Below are 3121 nucleotides of genomic sequence, written 5' to 3' on the forward strand. Positions count from 1 at the left end.
ATGTCCGAATGGGGAAACCCACCTGACATTCTGTTGTTGTTACCTTTGCGGGTATCAACAATGGGGTGAAACAGGTACTTATCCCTGAATACATAGGGGAATAAGAGCAAACCCGGGGAACTGAAACATCTAAGTACCCGGAGGAAAGGAAATCAAGAGAGACTCCGTTAGTAGTGGCGAGCGAACGCGGACCAGCCGATCTTCGGAAAGTGACTGGAATGGCCTGGAAAGGCCAGCGATACAGGGTGACAGCCCCGTACAGGAAGCTCAAGAAGACATATCAAGTAGGGCGGGACACGTGAAATCCTGTCTGAAGATCGGGGGACCACCCCCGAAGGCTAAGTACTCCTTACTGACCGATAGCGAACCAGTACCGTGAGGGAAAGGTGAAAAGCACCCCGACGAGGGGAGTGAAACAGTACCTGAAACCGGACGCCTACAAGCAGTCGGAGGGACATCAGTCCTGACGGCGTACCTTTTGTATAATGGGTCAACGACTTGGTCTCAGTAGCAAGCTTAAGCCGCTAGGTGTAGGCGCAGGGAAACCGAGTCTTAAATGGGCGAATGAGTTACTGGGATCAGACCCGAAACCAGGTGATCTAGCCATGTGCAGGATGAAGGCACGGTAACACGTGCTGGAGGTCCGAACCAACACCCGTTGAAAAGGGTCTGGATGACGTGTGGCTAGGGGTGAAAGGCCAATCAAACCTGGAGATAGCTGGTTCTCCGCGAAAGCTATTTAGGTAGCGCCTCGGACGAATACCATCGGGGGTAGAGCACTGCATGGGTGATGGGGGCCCACAGCCTTACTGAACCTAAGCAAACTCCGAATACCGATGAGTACTATCCGGGAGACACACGGCGGGTGCTAACGTCCGTCGTGAAGAGGGAAACAACCCTGACCTGCAGCTAAGGCCCCTAATTCGTGGTTAAGTGGGAAAGCATGTGGGACGGCCAAAACAACCAGGAGGTTGGCTTAGAAGCAGCCATCCTTTAAAGATAGCGTAACAGCTCACTGGTCTAGATAAGCTGTCCTGCGGCGAAGATGTAACGGGGCTCAAACCACGAGCCGAAGCTCAGGATGTGCAGCAATGCACGTGGTAGCGGAGCGTTCTGTGATATAGCTTCATGTGTTTTAACCGCCGCAAGGCGGGGATGAACACGCGAAGCTTTCTGTGAAGCCGGGCTGTAAGGCATCCGGTGGAGAGATCAGAAGCGAGAATGTTGACATGAGTAGCGACAAACAGGGTGAGAGACCCTGTCGCCGTAAGTCCAAGGGTTCCTGCTTAAAGCTAATCTGAGCAGGGTAAGCCGGCCCCTAAGGCGAGGCCGAAAGGCGTAGTCGATGGGAACCAGGTTAATATTCCTGGGCCAGAAGGATGTGACGGATCTCAAAGGTAGTTTGCCCTTATCGGATTGGGTGGGCTGCTCAGAGGTTCCTGGAAATAGCCCTTCATGAGACCGTACCCTAAACCGACACAGGTGGACTGGTAGAGTATACCAAGGCGCTTGAGAGAACCACATCAAAGGAACTCGGCAAAATGCCTCCGTAAGTTCGCGAGAAGGAGGCCCCACTTGTACGCAAGTATGGGTGGGGGGCACAAACTAGGGGGTGGCGACTGTTTACTTAAAACACAGGGCTCTGCGAAGTCGTAAGACGACGTATAGGGTCTGACGCCTGCCCGGTGCTGGAAGGTTAAAAGGAGGGGTGCAAGCTCTGAATTGAAGCCCCAGTAAACGGCGGCCGTAACTATAACGGTCCTAAGGTAGCGAAATTCCTTGTCGGGTAAGTTCCGACCTGCACGAATGGCGTAACGATCTCCCCGCTGTCTCTGATGTGGACTCAGCGAAATTGAACTGTGTGTCAAGATGCACACTTCCCGCGGTTAGACGGAAAGACCCCATGCACCTTTACTCCAGCTTCGCACTGGCATCAGGAATGTGATGTGCAGGATAGGTGGTAGGCATCGAAGCGGGGACGCTAGTCCTCGTGGAGCCTCCCTTGAGATACCACCCTTCGCATTCTTGATGTCTAACCGCGGCCCGTTATCCGGGTCCGGGACCCTGCGTGGTGGGGAGTTTGACTGGGGCGGTCGCCTCCCAAATCGTAACGGAGGCGCGCGAAGGTAGGCTCAGACCGGTCGGAAATCGGTCGTTGAGTGCAATGGCATAAGCCTGCCTGACTGCAAGACTGACAAGTCGAGCAGAGACGAAAGTCGGTCATAGTGATCCGGTGGTCCCAAGTGGGAGGGCCATCGCTCAACGGATAAAAGGTACGCTGGGGATAACAGGCTGATGATGCCCAAGAGTCCATATCGACGGCATCGTTTGGCACCTCGATGTCGGCTCATCTCATCCTGGGGCTGGAGCAGGTCCCAAGGGTATGGCTGTTCGCCATTTAAAGAGGTACGTGAGCTGGGTTTAGAACGTCGTGAGACAGTTCGGTCCCTATCTGCCGTGGGTGTAGGAGACTTGAGAAGAGTTGCCCCTAGTACGAGAGGACCGGGGTGAACGAACCACTGGTGGACCAGTTATCGTGCCAACGGTAGTGCTGGGTAGCTATGTTCGGACAGGATAACCGCTGAAGGCATCTAAGCGGGAAGCCCCCTTCAAAACAAGGTCTCCCTGAGGGCCGTGGAAGACCACCACGTCGATAGGCCGGAGATGTAAGTGCAGCAATGCATTCAGTTGACCGGTACTAATTGCCCGATAGGCTTGATTTGATCCAGAAACAGCAAGGCTCAAAACCTCGCTCATAAAGATCGTCAAAAGCACCAATGACTTGGAACAACCGTTGTCCTGAAACCTGACGCAACCGCGACAGGACAGAACAACCCCTGATGTTGCAGCTTCTTCCTCGGTTTGGTGGTCATAGCACGAGCAAAACACCCGATCCCATCCCGAACTCGGCCGTTAAGTGCCGTCGCGCCAATGGTACTGCGTCTCAAGACGTGGGAGAGTAGGTCACCGCCAAACCTAGAAAGAAGCTGACTCTGAACGATACCAATAACCCCCAAGACAACAGCCTTGGGCACCGTCGCGGGGTAGAGCAGCCCGGTAGCTCGTCAGGCTCATAACCTGAAGGTCACAGGTTCAAATCCTGTCCCCGCAACCAAAATAA

At 54.2% G+C, this 3121-nt stretch carries 1 tRNA gene and 2 rRNA genes (1 of these 3 only partly in view); all 3 read left to right on the forward strand.

Going from position 1 to position 3121, the window contains the following annotated elements:
- Positions 1-2723: ribosomal RNA gene (locus tag RSW2DRAFT_RS16780) — 23S ribosomal RNA — on the forward strand; it begins 110 nt to the left of the window's first position.
- Between the two features lie 138 nt (positions 2724-2861).
- Positions 2862-2976, forward strand: a 5S ribosomal RNA gene (rrf, locus tag RSW2DRAFT_RS16785).
- A 62-nt stretch (positions 2977-3038) separates the two neighbouring features.
- Positions 3039-3115 (forward strand) — tRNA-Met (locus tag RSW2DRAFT_RS16790).
- The last annotated feature ends 6 nt before the right edge of the window (positions 3116-3121 follow it).

The sequence above is a fragment of the Rhodobacter ferrooxidans genome, from assembly GCF_000176015.1.
Lineage (GTDB): Bacteria > Pseudomonadota > Alphaproteobacteria > Rhodobacterales > Rhodobacteraceae > Pseudorhodobacter_B > Pseudorhodobacter_B ferrooxidans.